The sequence below is a fragment of the Stenotrophomonas sp. KH_052 genome (assembly GCF_057838755.1).
Genome location: NZ_CM174475.1, coordinates 4,591,295 through 4,613,146, shown reverse-complemented (window position 1 = coordinate 4,613,146; position 21,852 = coordinate 4,591,295). Strand labels below are relative to the sequence as shown.

Below are 21,852 nucleotides of genomic sequence, written 5' to 3'. Positions count from 1 at the left end.
TGTTGAGGAAATACAGATTTGTCTATGAATACGGGATTTTTGATGGGCTGAGCGCGCTGTCAAAGGTCATTGACGTGCTGCGTGGGATGGGCTATCCGCCTGTGTTCTTCCTGCGCGGAAATGAAGTCGGCCTGAAAGCCATAGAGAGAGAAGTAGCAAAGAGGAAGGTATGGCCAAGCGGTTTGGCGTCAGCTGGATTCGACCTTCGTTTCGGCTTGATTCCGGCATGGGGGCAGTGTTTTGTTCTGATGCAAGAGACGGTGGAACATGATCATGTAGATTTGGATTCGAAGTTTGATCCACTTCTTGGTGTCAAGGGCATGATTCAGGCATGGGTCGCCGACGTGGATTATGACTATTGGCAAAACGCGACCGATCCGCTTCAGTATGAAAGCGCTGGTCGAACTCTCTCGGGTCTCTCACTGAAATCCAATGGGCTGCCTCCTCCCCTGGATCAGGTGGAAATAGATACGTCTCTGAATCCTGGGCGAAAGATATTCAGGCAGGGGTATATGGAAGCAGTTGGAAACATCATGTGGTTAGGTGAAGCCTTTTGGGAAAAAGCTGGTACTTCCCGCTGTCGCAGCTTGTTGATGCTGCAAGAAGCGGGCATGAAAGTATATGAGCTTCGTGGCGTTGATAAGGTCGTTGCGTCTGATGATGTTTTCCGTGATGAATCAACTTCGAAAACCCAGAGCCTCCTCAGGGTAGCGCTTTTTGGCGTGGATTGAGGCCGTGCCGGGCGATAGTTGAAAATGACGGTCACATCTGCAATGCCATGGAGGATTGGCTAGGTCGAACCTGAGGTCGCTGTAGGTCGCGAACAAGAACGACGACAGCATCGCGCCTTGTTCCGGCACGGTGGTATTGTTTGATGAAAATGAGCATGCTCTGGCCGATATTGATTCCACGGCCACCATCCCGGCATTAGCTGCGCGGGACAACATCACCCTGCGCAGTGAAGCGGAAGACCACACGCAGTCGTCGAAGAACAAGAGCGGCAGCGGTGAGATCGGCTTCAGCATCGGCGCGCAGACCGGTTGGTACGTGTCGGCCAGCACCGCCAAGGGCAAGGGCAGCGGCAACGGCACCACGCACGTCGAAACCGTGGTGGACGCCGACCGCAACCTGACCGTCATCAGTGGCAAGGACACCACGCTGCAGGGTGCCCAGCTGAGCGGCGACAAGGTGGTGGCCAGCATCGGCGGCAACCTGTCTATCATCAGCGAGCAGGACACCGACGACTACGCCAGCAAGCAGACCCAGGCTGGTGGCACCTTCGTTTACGGCAGCGGCGGCACCGTCAACATCGGCCAGCAGAAGGTCGAGAGCCACCTGCGCAGCGTGCAGGAACAGAGCGGCATTGTTGCTGGTACCGGTGGCTTCGACATCACCGTGGGCGGCAACACGCACCTGGAAGGCGGCGTGATCGGCAGCACTGCCGATGCCTCGAAGAACCGCCTGGATACCGGCAGCCTGACCGTTGTCGACATCGAGAACGAATCCCGCGCCAAGACCAGTGGCGGTGGCATCGGCACCGGGCTGGGCAGCGGCGGCGGCATCAGCAGCCCGCTGGGCAGCGCGGCCGGCGCAGGGCTGAGCCTGCTGGGCGGTACGAAGAAGAACGACAGCAGCACCACGCATTCGGACATCGCCGCCGGCACGGTGGTGGTGCGCGATGGCAATGAGAGCGCTTTGGCCGGCCTTGATCGCACGGCCACCGGCTTTGATACCGACAGCGCGCTGTCGGCCGTTGACCTGCGCAAGATGCAGGAGCGCGCCGAGGTGATGCAGCTGGGTGGGCAGTTGCTGTTCAAGGGCGTGGGTGACCTGGGCGGCTACCTGAGCCAGAAGGCGGAGACCGAGGAAGGCAAGGCGTTCTGGGCCGACGGTGGCAACGGACGCGCGCTGCTGCACGGTATGGCCGGTGCAGCAATGGCCGCGCTGGGTGGTGCCGATGCGGTGACGGGCGCGGTGAGTGCTGCCGGTGCGGAGAAGGCCAAGAAGGCGATCTCGGATTACCTGGAGAACAACAAGGGCAGCCTGAGCTGGGAGGACTACCAGTCGCTGATGGAAGTCGGTAGCGCGATGGTGGGTGGGGCTTTGGGTGGAAGCACGGGCGCCAACGTCGCGGTGACCGGGGATCGGTTCAATCGGCAGCTGCACCCGGATGAGGTGAAGTGGATCAACATGAATGCTGCCGCGTTCGCCGCCCAGGAAGGTATCAGCGAAGCAGAGGCGGTACGCAGGCTGACCACGGAAGGTGCCGCGCGTGTGGATGCAAAGGTCAACCGGTTGGTAGGCGCCGAGAACGTTGATTTCGAAGCCACTGAATTCCTGAGCAAGATGGGCGGGGCGTACGGGTTCGGCGCGACGGAGGCTGAGTACAACAACATCAACCTCTATGGCAAAGAGCTGCTCAACAACGATGCGATGTACGGGCAGGTCATCGGATCTCTGCTGTCCTCCGGCGTATCCAAGGATTCCCTGCAGCTCCAGTTCTACGATCTGAACAACCTGCGCGGAACGAAGATCCTGGGTCGAGATGGTTGGTCGATGCTGGGGACCTTCAGTGGCGACATTGGCGCCGCTGGTAGCGTGATCGCCAGCGTAGCCAAGGGCGACGGCAACGGTGCTGCCATCGGTGCAGCGACGTTCCTGATCCCGGTGCGGTTGCCTGGGGCGAAGATCGTTGGTGAAGTGGGTGCAGAGATCGCCGGGGCCGCGACCAAGCAGGGTGTGCTTCGGTCTGAGGAGATCCTGAAGTCGGTGCAGAATGCCGGTGTTGACGCAGTTGCAGAGAGGGGTACAAAAGAAGTTCCGAAACTTGTCGAAGGGGCTCATTCACTTGTAGGCGCCAATCGTGCGGTTATTGATCCACGCAAGCTCACAGACTATGCATTGAATCGAGATCATGCGGTTGGTGGTAACAAGGCTCGTGTTTTCGAATCGGTACTCGGCTTTACGAAGGATAATTCTGATCTGCTGATGAAGCAGCTGCAGGAGGGGGTGATGAAAAATATACCAACTCCAGGGAAGGTTGATCAGTATGGCGCTCGGTTTACTGTCGATATCCCTGTTGTAGGGCCGAAAGGGAGCGGGGTCGTTAGAAGTGGATGGATCTATAAGCCTGGCTCAGATACTCCAGAGATGACAACAATATTTGTGAAGTAATTTTTATGAATTTAGGGATAAATGAGGTTGTACGGCTGTTGGAGGATATTCCTTCGGCGGGAATTTATCGTGGCAGTATCGGGGTGGTAGTTGCCGTATTCTCCGAGCCAGAGGAGGCTTATGAGGTTGAGTTCTGCGATGGGGATGGCGCCTCAATTGCGCAGATTGCACTGAGGCCAGCGCAGTTTGAGGTCATGAGGCGATGATCCATGCTCTAATGAATCTTTCACAGTCGATCTTGGTCGAAAGGCTGGCGCAGATTTTCTAAGCGGCCTATGCGGGGTTATGGAGGGTAGGGCGAGATAATGGAATTTTTCAGCTCGATGCCCCTAGGCTGAATGATTGCTTGATCAGCATACTTTGTGCTCCTGATATTTGTGCTCCGGAAGGGGTGAGGGATGGTAATAATTTTTACGATGAGATGCTGCGAAAAGGAGTTCTAGGCTTAATGATGGGAGCTTATAATTATTATTCGATGTCGGGCCTGTGCTAGGAGAGGGATGACGCCTCGAAGAACCGCCTGGATACCGGCAGCCTGACCGTTGTCGACATCGAGAACGAATCCCGCGCCAAGGCCAGTGGCGGTGGCATCGGCACCGGGCTGGGCAGTGGCGGTGGCATCAGCAACCCGCTGGGCAGCGCGGCCGGCGCAGGGCTGAGCCTGCTGGGCGGTACGAAGAAGAACGACAGCAGCACCACGCATTCGGACATCGCCGCCGGCACGGTGGTGGTGCGCGATGGCAATGAGAGCGCTTTGGCCGGCCTTGATCGCACGGCCACCGGCTTTGATACCGACAGCGCGCTGTCGGCCGTTGACCTGCGCAAGATGCAGGAGCGCGCCGAGGTGATGCAGCTGGGTGGGCAGTTGCTGTTCAAGGGTGTGGGTGACCTGGGCGGCTACCTGAGCCAGAAGGCGGAGACCGAAGAAGGCAAGGCGTTCTGGGCCGACGGTGGCAACGGACGCGCGCTGCTGCACGGTATGGCCGGTGCGGCGATGGTCGCGCTGGGTGGGGCCGATGCGCTGAAGGGCGCGGTGAGTGCTGCCGGTGCGGAGAAGGCCAAGATCGCGATCTCGGAATTCCTCGAGAGCAACAAGGGTAACCTGAGCTGGGAGGACTACCAGTCGCTGATGGAAGTGGGCAGCGCGATGGTGGGTGGGGCCCTGGGTGGAAGCACGGGCGCCAACATTGCGGTGACCGGGGATCGGTTCAATCGGCAGCTGCACCCGGATGAGGTGAAGTGGATCCGCTTCCATGCGGAGGAATTCGCCCGCGAGCAGAAGATATCGAAGGAAGAGGCCTATCGCATCCTTCTTGTGGAAGCAGCTGCATACGTTGACAAGAAGATACAGTCCGACCTGAGCGAGGTAGAAAACAGCACGGCCGCAATTGATTTCCTGCGCAAGAACCAGAACAAGTACGACTGGGGCACGGCGTTCGACACCAGCGATCGGGACAACTTCTCTAAGTTCAGCGAGGAGCTTGGGCGCGAAACCGGCTATTTCAAAGACGTCTACACTGCCATCTCGGGAACTGCTTACGCCGCCGGATCAACCAAGGACTGGCGCTTCGAGTTCCAGGAGCCGCTGCGCTACTACGGCGATGCCTCGCGCTCTCAGAAGGGCGTTGCCATGGTCCAGGCCGGCGCAGCCGCTCTTGGCATCGGTGCGGCGGCGGCTGTTGAGTTCGGTGGCTGGTGCGTCTTCAATCCGATTGCTTGCTCCAATGCGCTAAAGGGAACGGCGGATGCCCTTGCGGCAGATGTTGTCGGTGGGCATACGATTTCCGTTCCTGTTGCGGCTAGTGTTGTTGCGAAAGCCGGGTTGGCGGCAGAGGAGACAATAAGTGCAAGCCGTGCTGTCTCTCGAGCGTATGAGGGCGCGAAGGGTGTCTCTGGATTTAAGTATGGAATTACCGCGGACGAGATTCGCGGAATAAACTATAGAATAAGTGGAGCGGGCGAGTATTGGGATGTTTCGACCACGGTCGCCAACGCAGCTAATTACGAAGGGTTTTACAATAAAAGTGCCGTATTTATTCGTGATATTGCCGGGGGGGCACGGATTTGTAAATGGCAATAAGAGGACTGCGGTTGAGGTTTTTGAAGTTCTTGTGGAAAGGAATGCCGTTGAGGGCCCGCCACGTGAGCTGGTATGGAAAGTTGTTGACCGTGTTTCTACCGGTGAGCTAAAGTCAATTGAGGAAATTTCAAAGGCTCTCAGGGGACTCGAGTGAAAAGTAAGAATGAATTGGCTGCGGACTTTTCTGGGCGGGTGGGTGTGCCCATTGATAGGAATTATTTGTCTGATTTTGTTGATTTTATGAATGGACTTATTGATGGGGAGGGTTCGTATTTCATTTTTAAGTTGGATGGGGGTAGGCTTGGTGGCAGGCTCACGTTTGTTTTCTGTGATCGTGCACGGGATATTATACTTAGGCGGGATACCTCTAGTATTGAGGATGGCATGATGCATATGTTTGCTGGGTTGGAGGAAGCGGGTGGGTACGCTTGATTGAGGTGGGGGTGTATACGTCATTGTTTCGGTCAGAGCCCTCTGATGTGCTGGCCCTCCAGCGATTCTGGGTTGTATTGATGTTGGATTTCGAAACGTACATATTGCTGGCGTGCAATGACCCGGCGATTTCTGCTCGGGTCCTGCGGTTTATGTGAAGGCGTAGATGGCATACGGAGCAACCGCCGCCGACGCAGGGCTGAACCGACTGGGCGTTACGCGGAAGAACGACAGCAGGGTCATGCATCCGAACGCCGCTGTCGGCGCGGTGGTGCTGCGCGATGTGATCTGAACTTCATGCCCCGTGACTTCGTGGGAATCGCAGTCTCTCGTCCCGATGGGATACTTCAAGAATGAAGGATACGTACGATCTGTATGGCGCTGGAGGCTTGGACCTCTATTCGGCGAGGTGCACGGCGGAGGCTGCGCTTGGCGTGATTTTTGAAGAGAGGGACAGCGCCTACCAGGGAGGGGTGCACTACCGATATGTGGGGCGTGATTCAGAGAATATGGTTCTGAAGATCAACGTTGACCCGTTTGATGGGGAGCCGGCGGAGGTTGCATTCCCGCAGCACCCCGTCCTGCTGTATGTGAATTCGACACGAAGAGCATCTGGCCTCGAAGAGGCCATTGGGCGTTGCGGAGAATTTGAATTACTCCGGCGTGAGCGCTTGTAGCCAACATGGCTGGATGCTTGGCGTCTGATGGGTCTTTCGTTCAAGAGTCGAAATCTCCGGCTAACCCAGCGGCAGGATCAACGGCAGTGGCATCACCCCACCCCCGGGTCAGCCTTGCTGGCGCAAGGGGGCGTAGGGCCACGAAGATAACGACAGCTAGTGTCCATTGATGAGATCCGCGCAATGTCGTCCATGGCTGCGCCGATCCACGACGATCCCGTCCAGAACCACCATCACCCCCCTCATCATCACAACGGGCTACGATGAACCTGATTACGGATCGAAGGAGTGGCGATGAATTCCCCCTTGTCTCCCCTGTTGTCGGCGGTTGGCCGTAGCTGGTGGATCCTCCTGCTGTATGGCTTGGTCGCTCTCGGCTTCGGCATCATCGCCATCGGCTGGCCGCTGTCGGCGGCCATGGCATTGGCCTGGACGCTGGGCGTGATGGCCATCATCGAGGGCGTCATCAGCCTGTTCGCACTGATCAGCGGTGGCAGTGGTGCCTCGCGCGGCTGGCTGGCGCTGTATGTCATCGCCTCGCTGGGCTTCGGCATCCTGGCGGTGATCAATCCGCTGGCCACCGCCAGCGTGCTGGTGCTGTTCCTGGCGGCATGGCTGCTGGTGGCCGGCATCTATCGCATCGTGTTCGCGATCCGCGTACGCAAGCAGATCCAGGGCGAGTGGCTGCTGATTCTCAGTGGCGTGCTGGCGGTGGTGCTGGGCCTGCTGTTCGCTGCCAATCCGTATGCAGGCGTGGCGGTGACCACGCTGTGGATCGGCATCGGCAGCCTGCTGTACGGGCTGTTGCAGGTGCTGGTGGCGTTCAAGCTGCGGAAGCTGAAGTGAGGGGCGCGCGTCCGTTCCTGCTGGGGGCGGCGCTGGTGCTGACCGGATGCATGCCAGGCGCCACACCCGGTGCCTTGGCAGGCAAGGATCATGCGCCACGCCCCGGCGTTGATGTGCGATTGAGCGCCGTCGATGCGGCCGGCAAGGGCAGGCCGGCGCAATGGCAGGGCGAGACTCTGGCCCTGCGCGAGCCGCCGATTGCCGGCAGTGCCGACATCGCCGATGTGCGCTATGTGCTGGACGCCAGCCAGCAGCCCGGCTTGCAGATCCGCTATCGGCCGGAGGCACATCAGCGCATCCACGATGGCACCGCTGCCTTGGTGGGCCAGCGTGCGGCGCTCAGCGTGGATGGCCGCGTGCTGATGGTGGCGACGGTGCAGGGGCCGTTCGGTGAATCGATGATGCTGAGCGGGTTGTCCAGCGTTGCCGAAGCGCGGGAGCTGGCCAGGCACATCACGGGCGAATGACGGGCGCGCCAATACCCCCGCGCTGCGCGCGGAGGTCGACCCAGGTCGACCGCTACCGGGCGAACCGCGCTTCGATCTCTTCCAGCGACTTGCCCTTGGTCTCCGGCAGCCAGAACGCGGCCACCAGGAAGAACACGAAGGTGCACGCCGCCCAGAACACGAACATGCTGGCGTAGCCGTAGTGGCCCACGGTGGGCAGGAAGATCGCGGCGATGGTGGTCGACACGAACTGGTTGATCAGCAGCGCGATGCTCATGCCGTTGGAACGGATGCGGTTCGGCATCAGCTCCGACAGCGCCAGCCACACGCATACGCCGGGGCCGACCGCGAAGAACGCGACGAACACCAGGATGCAGGCGGCCACTGCCCAGCCGTGTGCCGGTGGCGGCACCGGGCCGATGCGGGCCTGTTCGATGCGTAGCGGCGCCTGCGCTGCAGCGGCCGGGTCGGCGAACGGGTTCAGATGGAGTTTGCGGAAGAACGCGCCGATCACACTGTCCGGCTGCACGGTACCGGCGCGCTCGATGCGCAGCTCGCGGTCGGTCAGGTTGTCGCTGCGCAGGGACCGCACATTGGTGAAGTCACCGTAGGCGTAGGAGACGGTCAGCTGCATCGGCCGGCCTTCGCTGTCGATGCCAGCGCCCAAGCGCTGCCACTGCGTATCGTCCAGTACCAGCTGCAGGCCATCGCCGCTGACCGCCGCCTGCAGCTGCGGCTGCACGTCGGTGCGACCGCGTTCGGCCTGGAAGAACAGCGTGGCCGCTGCCAGCAGGGCCACGCAGATGCCGCCACTGCCAAGCATCAGCAGGAACTTGCGGCCTTTGCGGTCGACCAGCAGCAGCGCGACCACGGTCATCACCGCGTTGAGCAGCTTGATCGCCACGTCGGCGCCGTTGGCGACCGAGCCGGACAGGCCGGCCTGGTTGAGGATGTTCACCGCGTAGGCCAGCACCGAGTTGATGCCGGTGGCCTGGGTGCAGGCCAGCACTACGCAGGCGAGCAGGAACGGCACCACATAGCGGCGGCTGAGCAGCGGGTCGCGCTTTCCGCTGCTGCTGCTCGATTCCGGTGCCTGGATCTGTGCAAGCGTCGGCTCGACCTCCGAAGCGGGCAGCACACGCTGCAGGCTGCGGCGTGCGTCATCGATGCGGCCGCGGCGCACCAGCCAGCGCGGTGACTCGGACAGCCAGAAGATGCCGGCGCAGAACAGCAGGCCCGGCGCCAGGCAGGTCCAGAAGATGGTGCGCCAGGCGTGGTCCTTCACCGCAAACAGCTCCTGCGCCTGCTGCGCCACCGGCAGTGAGCGCACGGCTTCAGTGGCGGCATCCACCGCATGCGCGTGATAGAGGCCGATCAGCGCCGCCAGCACCAGGCCAACGGTCAGCAGTAGCTGGAACATGGCCGCGCCGCGCCCGCGTCGCTCGGGGCTGAGCACTTCAGCCAGGTACAGCGGAATCACCACGCCGATCAAACCGCCACTGATGCCCTGCAGCAGGCGTCCCAGCAGCAGCGGCGTGTAGCCGGAGGCCAGTGCCATGATCGGGATCGAGGCGGTGAACAGCAGGCCGGCCAGCAGCATCGCACCGCGGCGACCGATCAGGTCGGCGACCATGCCGGCGAACAGCGAGGACAGCACGCTGCCCAGCAGCACCGCCGCCACGACGAAGCCGAGCTGCTGGCTGCTGAGCTGCCAGGCGTGGCTGGCGGTGGCTTCAAGATAGGGCAGGGCGCCGGCGATGATGCCGATGTCGATGCCGTACAGCAGGCCACCCAGGCCGCCGATGAAGAGCAGGTAGCGTACGGGCCAGCGCGGAGCGGTGGAAGCGGTCATCGGCAGTTCCTGTGGTAGCGCCGGGCCATGCCCGGCGACGGTTCGTCGCAGATTGCTTTCTGTAGAGTCGAGCCATGCTCGACTGCTCTTCGTTCCGATATCGAGGTTCCCTGCACCGCGCGCTGCGCGGTGAGTCGAGCATGGCTCGACTCTACAAAAACGCAGATATCAGGCGTTTGCGGCGTTTAAATCAACTACCCGCCCGCCCACCACCACCTGCTGCGGGCGCAGTTCGGCATCCAGCACCACCAGGTCGGCGCGGGCGTCGGGCGCAATGCGGCCGCGATCGTCCATGCCGAGATACGCGGCCGGGAAGGTGGAGACACGTTGCGAGGCATCGGCCAGCTCCAGGCCGACCTGCACCAGGTTGCGCAGCGCCTGGTCCATGGTCAGCGCGCTACCGGCCAGTGAACCCGTGGCCAGGCGCACGCAGCCGCCACACTTGTGCACGCGCTGCTCGCCCAACGCATACTCGCCATCGGGCATGCCGGTGGCGGCGGTGGCGTCGGTCACCGCGTACAGGCGCGGGATCGCGCGCGCGGCCAACCGGATCACGCCGGGATGGATGTGCTGCAGGTCGGGAATGATCTCGGCGTACTGCGCATGTGCCAGCGCCGCCGCCGCGATGCCCGGGCGATAGTGATCGACGCCGGTCATGCCGTTGAACAGATGGGTAAAGCCGGAGGCACCGGCCTGCAGCGCGGCCACGCCTTCCTCGTAGGTGCCGGCGCTGTGACCAAGCTGCACGCGGATGCCCATTGCCGAAAGCGCGGGAATCAATGCGGTGTGCTCGCCGATCTCCGGTGCCAGCGTCATTACCCGGATCGGAGCCAGTGCGTGCAGCTGCTGCACCAGCGCCAGCGTCGCCTCGATCGTACGATTGGGCTGCGCACCCAGACGCTGCGGGCTGATGAACGGTCCTTCCAGATGCACACCGACGATGCTGGCGGCGTCTGCATCGGGTGCCGCCATGGTGGCGGCCACGCCCTGCAGCGCGTGCTCGATCTCGTCCAGCCCGGCGGTCATGGTGGTCGCCAGCAACGTGGTGGTACCGAAGCGCAGATGGGTGCGGGCGATGGTTCGCGCGACGTCGCCACCCTGCATCAGGTCCACGCCGGCCGCGCCATGCACATGCAGGTCGATGAAGCCGGGCAGGATCACCGGCAGCTGCAGGTCGTCAGCACCGCTGTGGTCGTCCACCTGCAGCTGGCGCACCTGCGAATCGAAGTGGACGTAGCCACGCCGCCATCCCAGCGGGGTGAGGATGCGGCCATGCAGAGTGCGGGTGTCAGTCATGCGGTGGGCTCGGCGATGATCACTTCGATGCCCAGCCGCTGCAGCCCCTCACGGGTTGCGTCGTCAATGCCGGCGTCGGTGATGATGGCGTGGATCTGATCCAGCAGGGCGATGCGGTGCAGGCTGACGCGGCCGAATTTGGAGGCGTCGGTCAGCACCACGATGCGGCGCGCGCGCTCGACCATGCGGTGGTTGAGGCGGGCTTCGGCTTCATCGTGGGTGGTCAGGCCGAACTGCAGGTCCAGGCCATCCACGCCCAGGAACAGGGTGTCGAAGCTGTACGAGTTGAGGCTGGCTTCGGCCTGGCTGCCCTGCAGCGACAGCGACTGCTGGCGCAGCAGACCACCGGTCAGCAGCACGGTGATGCCGGCCGCATTGGCCAGTTCCCAGGCGATGTTCAGGCCGTTGGTCATCACCGTGACGTCGCGATGCGCGCGCAGGTGGCGGGCCAAGGTCATCGTGGTCGAGCCGGAATCGATGATGATGTTGTCGCCGGGCTGTACCAGGCGCGCGGCGCGCGCACCGATCGATTCCTTCAGCGGCAGGTTCAGCGCGTCCTTCTCGTGGATGTCCTGTTCCTGTGGCGGCGTGCGTACCAGGGTGGCGCCGCCGTGGGTGCGGTTGGCAAGGCCCTGCGACTCGAAGTGGGTCAGGTCGGCACGGATGGTCACCGCCGACACGCCGAAGCGCTCGACCAGATCGGCCACCTGCACCGAGCCGTGCTCGATCAGCAGCTGCAGGATCTGTTGCCGGCGGGAGCGGGTGTTGCGCATGGCCATTCTCGGTTTCGCGGGGAAAGGGGGGAGATTAGCCGTTCGTAGCAACGGCGGCAGCCGAACCTGCGTTCTGCGCGCGGGTTCCGGCTTGGTTGGCGCTGCAGGCGCGGGCGTATTCGCCCAGGCACAGGCCGATACGGTGCTGCGCCAGTGCGGTGGGCGTGTTGGCCCGGCGGCCCTCGCGCACGGCGCGGTACTGCTCCGGCAGGTACTGGCTAAGCAGCACCAGCGGCGGCGCATGCTGCTCCAGGTTGGCGAACAGAGTCTGCACCGCCTGCACCAGCGCCGGCTCGCCCCAGTAGTAGCGGCAGCGGTCGCTGAAGGAGTAACTGCGCAACAGGCGCAGCGCGGCCTCATCGCCCTGGTAATAGGACTGCCAGTACTTCGGCTGCGCCACCATCACCTCGTCCAGCACCTGCGGCAGGCGCGAGCACTGTGCGGCCGGCAGCAGTTCAGCCTCGATCGCGGCCAGCGCGAAAAGTGCTTCGCGGTAGGCGAAGGTGGCGGCCGGGCCGACCTTGAGGATGGCGAAGTGGTCGCGCACCAGTGCATGCAGGCCGCTTTCGCGCTGGTAGTCAGTGGAATGCGCTTCGAACACGATGCGCGGCTGCTGTTCGAGGAAGCCGGCCAGCGTGCTGGCGGCGGCCGCGTCGTACTCGTGCACGCTGCTGTGGTCGAAGTCCACGCCCGGCTGCACCACCATCGCAATCACGCGCTGCCACGCCTCGCGCAGCTGCGGCGTATCGAACGCCTGCTGGTGGATGGCCAGGGTCTGCGCGGCGGCGGCCGGCGTGGTCACCTGCAGGCCTTCGGCCAGCGAGGCTTCGCCACCGGGAATCGGCACTTCGGTACCGATCACGTAGACCGGCGGCGGCAGGCTGTGTTCGGCGGCGGTGCGTTCGGCGATCTCGGCCAGCTCGGCCGAACGCGCGGCGACGATTGCATCGGGCAGCGGCACCGGGTCATCGGCGCAGGACATGCTGCAGTCCAGGTGGATCTTGTGGAAACCGGCGGCGACGTAGGCTTCGATCAGCACGCGCGCGTGGGTCATCGCTTCGGCAGCCGGGCGCTTCTGCCAGGCATTCGGGCCGAGGTGGTCACCGCCCAGGATCAGCCGTTCGCGCGGGAAGCCTTCCTCATCGGCCAGGGTGCCGACGTAGTCGCGGTACTGCGGCGGGGTCATGCCGGTATAGCCGCCGAACTGGTCGACCTGGTTGGAGGTGGCCTCGATCAGCAGCACGGTGCCGTGTGCCAGCGCCACGTGCATGGCCGCGCGCAGCACCTGCTCGTTGCTGCAGCAGACGCTGTACAGGCCGACGTTATGGCCGGCGCGGTGGGAAGCAAGCAGGGTCTGCAACGGGGACATGGTCAGGCTCCGGACATCAGGAAAACGAGGGTTGGCAGGCGAGCAGGGCAGCACCACGTGCGCCACCGGCATCGCCGAAGCGTGGTGGCACGATCGGTGGCACCTGCACACCCTTGAACAGATGGGCGGCGATGGCGTCGGGCAGTTGCTGGTACAGCGGCGCGTACTGCGAAAGACCGCCGCCGAGCACGATCACGTGCGGGTCCAGCGCCAGCACCAGCGCGGCCAGACTATGGCCGAGCAGGTCGCGATGGATGTCCAGCGCCTTGCGCGCGCGGGCGTCGCCGGCTTCGGCCAATGCAATCACCGCGCTGGCATCGGCGGCGCTGCCACCGAGGTGGCGTTCGATCATCGCCACGCCGCTGCCGGACACATAGCGCTCCACGCAGCCCTGCAGGCCACAGGCGCAGTCGATCAGCGGCAGGCCGTGGCGCTGCAGCAGATGACCGGGCACGCTCCAGTGGCCCCATTCGCCGGCCAGCCCGTTGAAACCGGACAGCAGGCGGCCCTGCAGGCAGAAACCACCACCCGCGCCGGTGCCGAGGATGGCGCCGAACATGCTGGGATAGCCGTCGGCCGCACCGCCGTGTGCTTCAGACAGGGCAAAGCACTGCAGGTCATTGCCGAAATGCAGCGGACGTTGCAGGCGTGCCTGCAGGTCGGCGGCCACACTGTGCCCGGTCAACGCAGGCACGTTCGCGCTGAGCTGGCGGCCGCTGCGGCGGTCGCGCACGCCGGGTAGAGCGATGCCGATGGCCGCATCACTGCGGCCCAGCGCGGCATCGGCCTCGGCGACCAGGGTCACCACCGCCTGCAGGAAACCGTCGTAGTCGCCCTGCGGCGTGGCCACCCGGCGGCGCCAGGTGACCTGCATCGCCGCATCGCACGCCACCAGCTCGATCTTGGTGCCGCCGATGTCGATGCCGTAGCAGGCGTGGGCGATCAGCTCAGCCATGGTGGATGGTGACGCCCTTGACGACGCGGTTGACGGTGCCGTCCGGGAACGGGTTGTCGGGGGTCAGGCCGAGCGCAGCCGAGCGCTGCAGCGCGAACAGCTGCGCGAAGCCCAGCCACACCGGCGCCAGCCACGGATCATCCAGTGCCGGTACGGTAAGGGTGTACTCGTCATCGGCGCCGATATCCGAATGCGGGCCGATCGCCAGTACCTGCCCGGCCACGCCATCGCGGCGCAGTTCTTCCAGCAGGTCCTGTTCGAAGCGGCGCGCCAGCGGCTGCACGCTGCGCACCACCACCACCAGGGTGTTGCCGTCCAGCGTCGACTTCGGGCCGTGGCGGAAGCCCAGCGGCGTGTTGGCCAGCGCCAGCACGCGGCCGGCGGTCAGCTCCAGCACCTTCAGTGCGCACTCGCGTGCCAGCGCTTCCAGCGGGCCGCTGCCGAGGTAGATGATGCGGTTGAACGGGCGCTGTGCCAGCGCCGCCACCGGTGCATCCCACTGTGCCAGGCCTTCGCGGGCCAGCGCGGCGATCTGCTTCAAGCGCGCCACACGCGCATCCCACGGCGAACGATCGAACACGGTCAGTGCGGCCAGCAGCATGCAGGTCAGGCTGCTGGTCATGGCGAAGGCACGGTCGCAGCTGGCCGACGGCATCAGCAGGGTGCAGGTATCGGCACGGCCGGCGCCACGACGGGCCAGTTCGCCATCGGCATTGCAGGTGATGTCGAGGAAGCGCGCGTCATCCACGTCGCTGCGCACGCGGTCCACCGCCGCCACGCTTTCCGGGCTGGAGCCGCTGCGGCCGAACGAGACCAGCAGGGTCGGGCGGTCGCGCTGCAGGTACAGCCCCGGGTGGGTCAGCAGGCTGGTGGTGTGCACCACGCGCACATCGGCCGGCCATTGCGCGTTGATGGCATCGGCCACCATTTCGGCGATGAAGCCGGAGCTGCCGGCGCCGGTGAACAGCACGCGCTGGTTGGGATCGTTGAGGCTGTCGCCGAGGAAGGCCTGCAGGCGGTCGCGGGCACGCGACAGGTCCTGCGCGAGGGCTTCCCACAGCGCAGGCTGCTGGGCGATTTCGGTAGCGGTATCGGCTCCGCCAAGGCGCTGCCAGGCGGACACATCGGAAAGCAGGGTGACGTCCATTCGGAGGTTCCAGTTGGGCCAGCGCACCATCTGTGTTTTCTTTCGAAATGTCAAATAGCGAAAGTAAAAAGAAAGAAAATGGGGTGATGACTTTTCCCGCCGTGGAGTGCTCCGAAAAACGAAAGAACGAGCCGAATGCCGTATCGCACAATGCTTAACAGGCGCCTGCAAGCGCTTACACAAAGTACTGCGGCGCAACAACTTTCGTTTCAATGGAATATATCTTCCTTTTTCCTTTCAATTTGTTGACATCTTTCGAATCGCTGCCCTAGAGTCGGCCCAATCGCTTTCGAAACGCCCGGTGAACGGGTTGGGAGTCCGCGTGGAAATCTGCGTTCGTCGCTCGCCGCTGATGCTGGCCCTGTTGCCGGCATTGATGCTGGCGTCCATGCCGGCCCGGGCCGAGCCCGTCGGCAACCTGCGTTCGGTCAGCGCCAGCGACAGCCGCGACGGCGTGCAGGGCTGGGACCTGCAGACCGACAAGGGCGCGCGCATCCGCATCGAGCTGCCGGCCACCGACATCATCCGCGTGCAGGCCGGCCGCAACGGCAAGCTCACCGGTGCAGGTGAAAAGGCCGCACCGATCGTACTGCCGCAGCCCAAGGCGAACGTGCGGGCGCAGCTGGAAGAAGACGCGCAGGAAATCCGCGTGCGCACCGATGCGCTGGTGCTGCATGTGCAGCGGCAGCCGCTGCGCATGCGCCTGGAACGGCTGGACAACGGCCAGCCCACCGCGCTGTGGCAGGAACTGCAGCCGCTGGACCTGGATGCCACGCAGAGCGTGCAGGTGCTGTCCTCGCAGGCCGATGAAGGCTATTACGGTGGTGGCCAGCAGAATGGCCGTTACCAGTTCAAGGGCCGCGAGCTGGAAGTGTCCTATTCCGGCGGCTGGGAAGAGGGCGACCGCCCCAGCCCGGCACCGATGCTGCTGAGCAGCCGCGGCTGGGGCATGCTGCGAAACACGTGGAGCGATGGCAGCTACGACCTGCGCGAGGCTGACCAGGCCACGCTGCTGCACCGCGAAGACCGCTTCGATGCGTACTACTTCGTCGGCGCCGATCTGCCGAAACTGATCGAGCGCTATACCCAGCTGACCGGCCGCCCGAACATGGTGGCGCGCTGGGCGCTGTCCTACGGCGATGCCGATTGCTACAACGACGGCGACAACAGCAAGAAGCCCGGCACCGTGCCCGAAGGCTGGAGCGACGGCCCGACCGGCACCACCCCGGATGTGATCGACAGCGTGGCCAAGCAGTACCGCGCCCACGACATGCCCGGTGGCTGGATCCTGCCCAATGATGGCTATGGCTGCGGCTACACGCAGTTGCCGGAGACGGTGAAGGGCCTGGCCGGGTACGGTTTCCGCACCGGCCTGTGGACCGAGAACGGCGTCGACAAGATCGCCTGGGAAGTGGGCAAGGCCGGCAGCCGCGTGCAGAAACTGGACGTGGCCTGGACCGGCAAGGGCTACCAGTTCGCGATGGATGCCAACCGCCAGGCGTTCAACGGCATCCTCGACAATTCCGATTCGCGCCCGTTCCTGTGGACGGTAATGGGCTGGGCCGGCATCCAGCGCTATGCCGTGGCCTGGACCGGCGACCAGAGCAGCAGCTGGGATTACATCCGCTGGCACGTGCCGACCCTGGTCGGTTCGGGCCTGTCCGGCATGGCCTACGCCAGCGGCGATGTCGATGCGATCTTCGGCGGCAGCGCCGAGACCTTCACCCGCGACCTGCAGTGGAAGGCGTTCACCCCGGTGTTGATGGGCATGAGCGGCTGGTCGTCGAACGCGCGCAAGCACCCGTGGTGGTACGACGAGCCCTACCGCAGCATCAACCGCGATTACCTGAAGTTGAAGATGCGCCTGACTCCGTACATGTACGGACTGGTGCACGAGGCCGCGCAGACCGGTGCACCGCCGGTGCGTGGCCTGATGTGGGACAACCCGCGCGATCCGCATGCGCAGGATGAAACCTACAAGTACCAGTTCCTGCTCGGCCGCGACCTGCTGGTGGCGCCGGTGTACCGCAGCCAGGCGGCCAGCCGTGGCTGGCGCCGCGACATCCATCTGCCGGCTGGTGGCTGGATCGACTACTGGGATGGCCGCCGCGTGCAGGCCGCCGCCGACGGTCGCCAGCTCGACCGCCAGGTGGACCTGGCCACGCTGCCGGTGTTCGTGCGTGCCGGTGCGATCCTGCCGATGTACCCGTCGATGCTGTTCGACGGCGAGAAGCCGCTGGATGAAGTGACGTTCGACCTGTACCCGCAGGGTGATTCGCAGTACACGCTGTACGAAGACGATGGCAACACCCGCCGCTACCAGCAGGGCGAATCGAGCACGCAGGTAATCCGCGTGCAGGCGCCGGCGCAGGGCAGCGGCCCGGTGCAGGTGCAGATTGATGCCGTGCAGGGCCAGTACAACGGCCAGCTGGCGCAGCGTCGTTATGGCCTGCGCGTGCTCAGCCGCCAGGCGCCACGCGCGGTGCAGGCCGGTGGCCGCGCGCTGCCGGCGCTGGCCGACGCCGCTGCGTTCAACAACGCGCCCGAAGGCTGGTACTTCGATGCCCAGGAGCGCCGTGGCACGCTGCATGTGCGCACCGCTACGCAGGACATCCGCCAGCCGCTGCAGCTGCAGCTGGACTTTGCGGTGGCCGTCGCTGCTGCCGACGATGCCTATCCGGCCGCGCCGGTGCTGGGCCGCGAACTGCCGGCCGACAGCCTGCTGGTGGTCAACCGCCCGGCCGAAGAGCCCGGCCACGCATTGGAAAATGCCTTCGACGATGACCCGGGCACCTGGTTCCGCAGCGTGCGCAACCAGGCCGTGCGCACCGGTGCACATGAGTGGGTGATCGGCTTCGGTGAGCGCAGGATGATCGACGGCATCGAGCTTGCCCCGCGCAACGACAAGAACTGGAAGCACGGCCAGGTACGCGACTACGAGGTCTACCTCGGCGACAGCAATGGCGAGTGGGGCGAGCCGATCGCCCGCGGCCGCCTGCAGCTGAAGGAAGGCATGCAGCGCATCGACTTCCCGGCCCACGCCGGCCGCCTGCTGCGTTTCCGCGTGCTGAGCGTGCAGAACCCCGAAGGCGACGGCGCCAGCAGCGCCGACCCGATGGTCACTGCCGCACAGGGCAGCGCTCGCGCGTTCGATGCATTGCAGCCGCGCGACGTCGGCCCGATCGCGCTGTCCACCTTCCACATCCTCGAACACCAGGAACCGGAGCGTCCGGCCCGGCAGCGCTATCTCTCCGAGCTGCCGGTGCCGGCCGCGCTGGCCAGCCAGCTGCGCACCGACCAGTCGTTCCGTGGCGGCGCCGGCATGCGCATGAACGGGCTGCAGTTCCGCCGTGGCCTGGGTGTCGGCGCCAACAGCCGCATCGACCTGCGCCTGCAGGGCGGCTGGCACCTGCTGCGTGCCGATCTCGGCATCGACGACGCCTGCCGCAGCGCCGGTGGCCTGCAGTTCCAGGTCTGGGGTGACAACCGCCTGCTGTACGACAGCGGCCTGGTGAAGGCGCCCGGCGTGGTCAAGCCGGAGCTGGATATCCGAGGCCTTTCCACCCTGAGCCTGCGCACGCTGGGTGCGCAGGGCAGCCAACCCGCCCAGATCTGCGCCAACTGGGCCAACGCCGTACTGATCGGCCAGGAGGGCGACTCCGCCAGCATCGTCGCCCCATGACCCCTACGTAACACCGCTCCTCCCCCGCCCATTCCGACTACGGCCCTCATGGCCGTGGCCCGGGAGCGTTTTGCCCGCCGAACGCCCACGCGCTCACTCAGTTGCGCCGCACCCCTGCCAGGAGAGAACCCCGATGTTGCCCGCCCACCACCACCGCCCCCCCTGTCGTTCGATCGCTCCGCTGTCGCTGGCCATCGCCGGCGTGCTGCTGTCGGTCGCCGTTCCTGCCGTTGCCCAAGAGAGCAAGGACAAGGCCACCGACCTGGCCCGCATCGAGGTCACCGGTTCCAACATCCGCCGTACCGACGTTGAAACCGCGTCGCCGGTGCAGGTGATCAGCAAGCAGGACATCCAGAACATGGGTGCGCGCACGCTGCTGCAGGTGCTCGACAACCTGCCGGCCGCGCGGCCAGCGCAGCAGGATTCGCGCTCGCTGTTCACCGGCTCCGATGGCGCATCGCAGGCCAACCTGCGTGGCCTCGGTGCACAGGGCACGCTGGTGCTGCTGAACGGCCGTCGCCTGTCGTACTACGGTGCGCCGGCAGGCTTCCAGACCCAGTTCGTCAACATCGATGCGATCCCGGCTGCGGCCATCGAGCGCATGGAAGTGCTGACTGACGGCGCCTCGGCGGTGTACGGCACCGATGCGGTGGCCGGCGTGATCAACGTGATCACCAAGCGCAACTTCCAGGGCGCCGAGGTCAGCTTCACCAACGATACCTCCTCGCGCATCGACTCCTATGGCGAGCGCCAGGCCAGCATCACCGCCGGCTTCGGCGACCTGACCGAGAACCGCTTCAACATCTACGGCGCGGTGAACATGTACCGCCGCGACGCGATTCCGCTGAGCGACTTCTACGACAAGCGGCCTGACCAGTACTACGTCAACAAGCCGAACTATCTCAACGACCTGCGCCTGGGCGTGGGCAGCAAGCCGGGCGAGTTCAACCCGGGCAGCTACTTCGCCTTCGATCCGGTCACTGGCCGCCGCGTGCAGGAAGCTGCGCCGGGCTGCAAGAACGTGCTGACCAGTGAAGCGGCCGGTCCGCGTTGCGTCTGGGAAACCTGGATGAACAACGAGATCGATGCCGGCGCCAAGTCCGAGCGCAACACCGCCTACCTCAACGGCACCTTCCTGGTGGGTGACAGCACCGAGATCTTCGCCGAGGCGACCTACACCGACATCGACCTGCGCGCCAATGGCGGCACGCCGCGCACCTACGGCACCACCACCGGCAACCCGACCAGCTGGTTCTCGCGCAACACCGGCAACAACGTCAACCAGTTCCTGTACCCGTTCCTGGGCCCGAACAACGAGTACAACCACGCCAGCCCGCAGATGAAGGCGATGATGGGCGGCGTGGTCGGCCTGAACTACCTGCTGCAGGATGCCGGCGCCAACTACTTCGGCCAGCGCAACACCGACAAGAGCTACCGCGTGCTGGCCGGTGCACGCGGCAGCAGGGGTGACTGGAACTGGGAGACCGCGTTCGCCAGTGCGGGTACCCACTCCACCACCTATCAGACGATCAACGTCAACACCAAGGGCTTCGAGAAGGCCTTCGGTCCGTACACGATCGATCCGGGTACCGGCCGCGTGATCATCTCAGACCACCCGGCGTACAAGTTCGGCGAGATCAGCGAAGCCAACGCTGCCTTGATCCGTGAAGCGTTCCCGACCTTCGACATCCAGTCGTGGACCCGCCTGCACACCCTGGACGGCAAGATCGAAGGCCCGTTGTTCCAGCTGCCGGCCGGTGAGATGCGCGCCGCGTTCGGCTTCAACGCCAGCCGAGAAACCTTCTACACCCCGGGCAACGCCGATGCGGCCAACGGCCTGATCACCCAGCAGGGCGGCTCCTGGTTCGACGGCAAGCGCAACACCTACGCGCTGTTCGCCGAGACCGTGGCGCCGATCACCGACAAGCTGGAACTGGACGCGGCGGTACGCGTGGACAAGTACCCGAACTTCAGCGCCAACGTCGCGCCGAAGATCGGCTTCAAGTACCAGGCGTTCGATCAGCTGATGCTGCGCGGTACCTACTCGACCGGTTTCCGTGCACCGAGCCTGGCCGAATCCGGCAACGGCGGCGTGTTCGCGCAGCTCGGCGGCTACCGTGACGAGCTGCGCTGCAACGAGACCAACGCCATTGCCAACCTGCTGCTGAAGTCGCAGCGGCCGGGCGATGTCGATCTGGGCAAGACCATGCTGAACGTCGATTGCAGTCGCACCGTGGCACGCATGACCCAGCCGAACAAGGACCTGAAGCCGGAGAAGGCGAAGATCGCCACCCTCGGCTTCGTCTACGAGCCGGCAACCTGGCTGTCGGTGTCGGCCGACTACTGGTTCATCTACCGCGACAATGAAATCGTCGCGCCGGACTACCGCCGCATGGAAGACATCATCTCCTCGTCGCGTTCGCCGATCACCGACAGCGACCGGGCCAACCTGGCGCAGCTGGCGGCGATGTGTGCCGATCCGGCCAGCGGTGTGAACTGCCCGTCGGCACTGCCGGGCTACTCCGCCGGCAACGTGGCCAGCGTGGTGGGTCAGTACAAGAACCGCGGCAAGACCCTGATCGACGGCTTCGACATCGATGCGCGCAGCCGCTTCTCGCTGGGTGACTGGGGCAACCTGAACATCGGTCTGGCTGCCACCATCGCCAACCGCAACCGCTTCTACATGGACGAAGCGAGCGGCTGGTACTACGGCGACGTGGTGGGCTACTACAACAACCCGCGCCTGCGTGCCACGCTCAACGCCGACTGGACCTACAAGCAGGTGACCACCAGCATGTTCGTCAACTACGTGGGCGGCACCAAGTGGGCCACCGACCAGGTCGACGAAAAGAGCAACAACAAGGAAACCTGCACCGGCGGCTACCTGGCCCTGCAGAAGAGCAAGTGTGATGGTGCACCGTCGTGGTGGACCGCCAACATGAGCGTCACCTGGCGCCCGGATGATGCGTGGAACCTGAGCTTCACCGTCAAGAACCTGTTCAACCGCCTGCCGTTCTACGACCCGAACAGCTTCCTGGGTGACTCCAGTGACTACGCAACGATCTTCGGTCGTGGTTACAGTGTGACCATCGGCTACCGGTTCAAGTAATTCCGTTTGCGTGA

General features: G+C 64.3%; 18 protein-coding genes. 11 read left to right on the top strand and 7 right to left on the bottom strand.

Features of this window, described 5'->3' with window-relative positions:
• The first annotated feature begins 2 nt into the window (after positions 1–2).
• The 3 genes from AC3ITW_RS21115 to AC3ITW_RS21105 all read left to right on the top strand — a co-directional run bounded on the left by AC3ITW_RS21115 (position 3) and on the right by AC3ITW_RS21105 (position 3,380).
• Positions 3–731, top strand: a complete 729-nt coding sequence (locus tag AC3ITW_RS21115) for a hypothetical protein (protein WP_489389906.1) — start codon at positions 3–5, stop codon at positions 729–731.
• A gap of 130 nt (positions 732–861) precedes the next feature.
• A complete protein-coding gene (locus AC3ITW_RS21110) occupies positions 862–3,174 on the top strand; it encodes a hemagglutinin repeat-containing protein (protein ID WP_229298164.1) in 2,313 nt (770 codons plus the stop codon).
• A 5-nt stretch (positions 3,175–3,179) separates the two neighbouring features.
• Entirely contained in the window at positions 3,180–3,380 is a 201-nt protein-coding gene (locus AC3ITW_RS21105) for a DUF4926 domain-containing protein (protein WP_006404884.1), read from the top strand.
• Positions 3,381–3,663: 283 nt separating this feature from the next.
• Here the strand turns inward: AC3ITW_RS21105 and AC3ITW_RS21100 are convergent, their stop codons facing one another.
• On the bottom strand, positions 3,664–3,918 hold the full coding sequence (locus AC3ITW_RS21100) for a hypothetical protein (RefSeq protein ID WP_229298163.1): 255 nt from the start codon (positions 3,916–3,918) through the stop codon (positions 3,664–3,666).
• A 10-nt stretch (positions 3,919–3,928) separates the two neighbouring features.
• Here AC3ITW_RS21100 and AC3ITW_RS21095 point away from each other — a divergent pair, with 10 nt between their 5' ends.
• From AC3ITW_RS21095 to AC3ITW_RS21070, 6 genes are all read left to right on the top strand, one after another.
• Positions 3,929–5,254, top strand: a complete 1,326-nt coding sequence (locus AC3ITW_RS21095) for a hypothetical protein (protein ID WP_489389905.1) — start codon at positions 3,929–3,931, stop codon at positions 5,252–5,254.
• Between the two features lie 150 nt (positions 5,255–5,404).
• Complete coding sequence (locus AC3ITW_RS21090; protein ID WP_157804798.1) at positions 5,405–5,686, top strand: hypothetical protein; 282 nt, start codon at positions 5,405–5,407, stop codon at positions 5,684–5,686.
• 166 nt (positions 5,687–5,852) lie between these two features.
• Positions 5,853–5,978, top strand: coding sequence for a hypothetical protein (locus AC3ITW_RS21085; RefSeq protein ID WP_255303535.1), 126 nt, complete (start codon positions 5,853–5,855; stop codon positions 5,976–5,978).
• Positions 5,979–6,039: 61 nt separating this feature from the next.
• The gene (locus AC3ITW_RS21080; protein ID WP_032973586.1) at positions 6,040–6,363 is read left to right on the top strand and encodes a hypothetical protein; all 324 of its coding nucleotides are present in this window, start codon (positions 6,040–6,042) and stop codon (positions 6,361–6,363) included.
• 294 nt (positions 6,364–6,657) lie between these two features.
• Entirely contained in the window at positions 6,658–7,209 is a 552-nt protein-coding gene (locus tag AC3ITW_RS21075) for an HdeD family acid-resistance protein (RefSeq protein ID WP_100435409.1), read from the top strand.
• The gene (locus AC3ITW_RS21070; protein ID WP_100435408.1) at positions 7,206–7,676 is read left to right on the top strand and encodes a SecDF P1 head subdomain-containing protein; all 471 of its coding nucleotides are present in this window, start codon (positions 7,206–7,208) and stop codon (positions 7,674–7,676) included. The genes AC3ITW_RS21075 and AC3ITW_RS21070 overlap by 4 nt, the downstream gene beginning before the upstream one ends.
• 52 nt (positions 7,677–7,728) lie before the next feature.
• Here AC3ITW_RS21070 and AC3ITW_RS21065 read toward each other — a convergent pair whose 3' ends face one another.
• From AC3ITW_RS21065 to AC3ITW_RS21040, 6 genes are all read right to left on the bottom strand, one after another.
• The gene (locus AC3ITW_RS21065; RefSeq protein ID WP_489389904.1) at positions 7,729–9,507 is read right to left on the bottom strand and encodes an MFS transporter; all 1,779 of its coding nucleotides are present in this window, start codon (positions 9,505–9,507) and stop codon (positions 7,729–7,731) included.
• Between the two features lie 168 nt (positions 9,508–9,675).
• The gene (nagA, locus tag AC3ITW_RS21060) at positions 9,676–10,803 is read right to left on the bottom strand and encodes an N-acetylglucosamine-6-phosphate deacetylase (RefSeq protein ID WP_489389903.1); all 1,128 of its coding nucleotides are present in this window, start codon (positions 10,801–10,803) and stop codon (positions 9,676–9,678) included.
• Positions 10,800–11,576 (bottom strand): DeoR family transcriptional regulator, encoded by a 777-nt coding sequence (locus AC3ITW_RS21055; protein ID WP_014038836.1) that lies wholly within the window; start codon positions 11,574–11,576, stop codon positions 10,800–10,802. The genes nagA and AC3ITW_RS21055 overlap by 4 nt, the downstream gene beginning before the upstream one ends.
• Before the next feature lie 34 nt (positions 11,577–11,610).
• Entirely contained in the window at positions 11,611–12,945 is a 1,335-nt protein-coding gene (locus AC3ITW_RS21050) for a D-tagatose-bisphosphate aldolase, class II, non-catalytic subunit (RefSeq protein ID WP_489389902.1), read from the bottom strand.
• A gap of 16 nt (positions 12,946–12,961) precedes the next feature.
• The gene (locus tag AC3ITW_RS21045) at positions 12,962–13,900 is read right to left on the bottom strand and encodes an ROK family protein (protein ID WP_006399924.1); all 939 of its coding nucleotides are present in this window, start codon (positions 13,898–13,900) and stop codon (positions 12,962–12,964) included.
• Positions 13,893–15,047 carry an SIS domain-containing protein gene (locus tag AC3ITW_RS21040; RefSeq protein WP_100435405.1) on the bottom strand — a complete coding sequence of 385 codons (1,155 nt, stop codon included), beginning with the start codon at positions 15,045–15,047 and terminating at the stop codon, positions 13,893–13,895. The genes AC3ITW_RS21045 and AC3ITW_RS21040 overlap by 8 nt, the downstream gene beginning before the upstream one ends.
• Before the next feature lie 322 nt (positions 15,048–15,369).
• Here AC3ITW_RS21040 and AC3ITW_RS21035 point away from each other — a divergent pair, with 322 nt between their 5' ends.
• Together AC3ITW_RS21035 and AC3ITW_RS21030 are read left to right on the top strand one after the other, a co-directional pair.
• The gene (locus AC3ITW_RS21035; RefSeq protein WP_489389901.1) at positions 15,370–18,729 is read left to right on the top strand and encodes a TIM-barrel domain-containing protein; all 3,360 of its coding nucleotides are present in this window, start codon (positions 15,370–15,372) and stop codon (positions 18,727–18,729) included.
• A gap of 133 nt (positions 18,730–18,862) precedes the next feature.
• A complete protein-coding gene (locus tag AC3ITW_RS21030) occupies positions 18,863–21,838 on the top strand; it encodes a TonB-dependent receptor domain-containing protein (RefSeq protein ID WP_006399921.1) in 2,976 nt (991 codons plus the stop codon).
• The last annotated feature ends 14 nt before the right edge of the window (positions 21,839–21,852 follow it).

Coding starts and splice junctions, on each gene's coding strand:
- AC3ITW_RS21080 (WP_032973586.1), top strand. CDS start 6,040: ATGAAGGATACGTACGATCTGTATGGCGCTGGAGGCTTGGACCTCTAT.
- AC3ITW_RS21065 (WP_489389904.1), bottom strand. CDS start 9,507: ATGACCGCTTCCACCGCTCCGCGCTGGCCCGTACGCTACCTGCTCTTC.
- AC3ITW_RS21075 (WP_100435409.1), top strand. CDS start 6,658: ATGAATTCCCCCTTGTCTCCCCTGTTGTCGGCGGTTGGCCGTAGCTGG.
- AC3ITW_RS21050 (WP_489389902.1), bottom strand. CDS start 12,945: ATGTCCCCGTTGCAGACCCTGCTTGCTTCCCACCGCGCCGGCCATAAC.
- AC3ITW_RS21030 (WP_006399921.1), top strand. CDS start 18,863: ATGTTGCCCGCCCACCACCACCGCCCCCCCTGTCGTTCGATCGCTCCG.
- AC3ITW_RS21055 (WP_014038836.1), bottom strand. CDS start 11,576: ATGCGCAACACCCGCTCCCGCCGGCAACAGATCCTGCAGCTGCTGATC.
- AC3ITW_RS21105 (WP_006404884.1), top strand. CDS start 3,180: ATGAATTTAGGGATAAATGAGGTTGTACGGCTGTTGGAGGATATTCCT.
- AC3ITW_RS21045 (WP_006399924.1), bottom strand. CDS start 13,900: ATGGCTGAGCTGATCGCCCACGCCTGCTACGGCATCGACATCGGCGGC.
- AC3ITW_RS21085 (WP_255303535.1), top strand. CDS start 5,853: ATGGCATACGGAGCAACCGCCGCCGACGCAGGGCTGAACCGACTGGGC.
- nagA (WP_489389903.1), bottom strand. CDS start 10,803: ATGACTGACACCCGCACTCTGCATGGCCGCATCCTCACCCCGCTGGGA.
- AC3ITW_RS21040 (WP_100435405.1), bottom strand. CDS start 15,047: ATGGACGTCACCCTGCTTTCCGATGTGTCCGCCTGGCAGCGCCTTGGC.